Raw genomic sequence first — 1,710 nt, 5'->3', positions numbered from 1 at the left:
CCAACATCGCCCGCGCCAACCGACGCGCCGACCGTCGCTCACACGACCTCATAACCGCTGTGACCAGCAGTTACCCCAGAACGCAATAGCCCTGGTCCCGGTGGCGTGCTGGCCATCTCTACTCCGACGAGCCTCTGGTCGACGTTGCGGGTCTACGACGTCGGGGTGGCAATCTTCCAGGCCGGCCTGACGATCAGCATCTTCCAGGTCCTGCTCAACCAGGTGGCCGAGGACCGGTTCGTGGAGATGGTGCGGGCCGCGCTGCGGCAACAGGAAGAAGGGGTACGGACCGCGGTAGCGCAATCGCTGGCCGCTGGCTCGCGGCTGGAGGCCTTACAACTCGCTCCCGAGGAGTTGGACAGGGTGATCGAGAACGCGGCGCGGCTGAGGAGCGGGAACGCCGAGCTGGGCAGCGTCATCGCCCGCAAGCTGCGAAACAACGTGTTCGAGTCAGAGGAGCAGTGGCGCAACCTCGTCGTACGAGCCGAGGTGTTCGGGTTACACAAGGCGGAGACCAGCGGACGTCAGCACGACTACTACGACGTGTTCTTCCAGTTCGGTTACCACACCAACGACGTCAAGCGGACGCGGTTCACGTTCAAAGTCGGCGGCTGGCAGGACGACTACGACCGGCTCCTGCGGGCGCGTGACATGGGCGTCGTCTGGCGGCTGCCCTCGACCGGCGAGTTCGACAGCCAGTGGGACGAGGCGTTCGCGCTATTGAGCGTCAACTTCGGCGGCCAGCAGGTGCAGTTTCAGAAGAACGACGCCGAGCGCGAGTACGTCGCCTTCCCGCCCGCCGAGGAGTTCACCGACCGGGCGGATGTCTTCGTGCAGTACTCGTTCAACGCGAAGGTGCTGGCGGACGGTAACCTGCTCAGCTTCGAGGTGCCCAAGCCGACCTTCGCCGCAACGTACTCGATCAGCGTCTCCGTTCCGGACATCGCCCGGATCCGCGCGCTGGACTTCTTCGGCCTGACCCGGCCGGCGTCCGTGGAGTACGCGCCCAGCTTGCAGGACACGCGGTTCATCGCCATCTCCGTGGACGACTGGATTCTCCCCAAAGCCGGTGCCGTGGTCGTGTGGAAGCGCAGGTAGCGGGACAATCTGGCTTATCATCATCCCCGATCGGCCATGATCACCGCGAAGGTGGACGTACCTGATGCATGACCTGTTCCGCGGGGATCCCGGCGAGCGACTCCGCCTGGAGGACTACTGGGCGGACTTCAACGACCGGTTCTGGCAGACCGGCGATCCGGGCTTCTGGAAGCTGGAACGCCAGCAAACCTTCAAGGAGCCCGGGGACGAGGGTTGGCAGGCGTTTGCCGACGGGCGGTGGGAGGATTCGCTGCGGATCCTCGACGCGCGCCGCCACGAGTTCCAGAGCTACTACCGGCGGATCACCGAGAACGGGTTCGCCACCCGTCGGGTACGAGTGGTCGAAGAGCCCCTTACGCCTTACCTTCAGTGGGAGCTCCACGTGCTGCGGCTGCGACACGAGTACGGCGGTCTGACCCACGTGGTCGGCGCGGACGCGGTGGCGGCAGCCGAGTCGGGCGGTCAGGTGCCGGAGATCTACACCCTCGGCACCGAGGTGATGTACGAGGCCGTCTACTACGGCAGCCGCCATTAGCAGTCTGACCTGCTGGGATGTGGTGGGGGCGGCGTCCGACATGGACGCAGCCGCCCGTTGATCATGTGTTTGTGAAG

Annotated in this window: 2 protein-coding genes; both read left to right on the top strand. The window is 65.3% G+C overall.

The window, feature by feature from the left end; all coding sequences use genetic code 11:
• The first annotated feature begins 105 nt into the window (after window positions 1–105).
• Window positions 106–1,098 (top strand): hypothetical protein, encoded by a 993-nt coding sequence (locus AB0H52_RS31940; RefSeq protein WP_357952014.1) that lies wholly within the window; start codon window positions 106–108, stop codon window positions 1,096–1,098.
• A gap of 64 nt (window positions 1,099–1,162) precedes the next feature.
• A complete protein-coding gene (locus AB0H52_RS31935; RefSeq protein ID WP_357952012.1) occupies window positions 1,163–1,633 on the top strand; it encodes a DUF6879 family protein in 471 nt (156 codons plus the stop codon).
• Window positions 1,634–1,710 lie beyond the last annotated feature (77 nt).

It is taken from the genome of Micromonospora sp. NPDC050695 (assembly GCF_040654415.1).
Lineage (GTDB): Bacteria > Actinomycetota > Actinomycetes > Mycobacteriales > Micromonosporaceae > Micromonospora.
The sequence above is the reverse complement of the archived record's forward strand: the minus strand, read 5'-3'. Positions and strand labels throughout refer to the sequence as shown.

Coding starts and splice junctions, on each gene's coding strand:
- AB0H52_RS31935 (WP_357952012.1), top strand. CDS start 1,163: ATGCATGACCTGTTCCGCGGGGATCCCGGCGAGCGACTCCGCCTGGAG.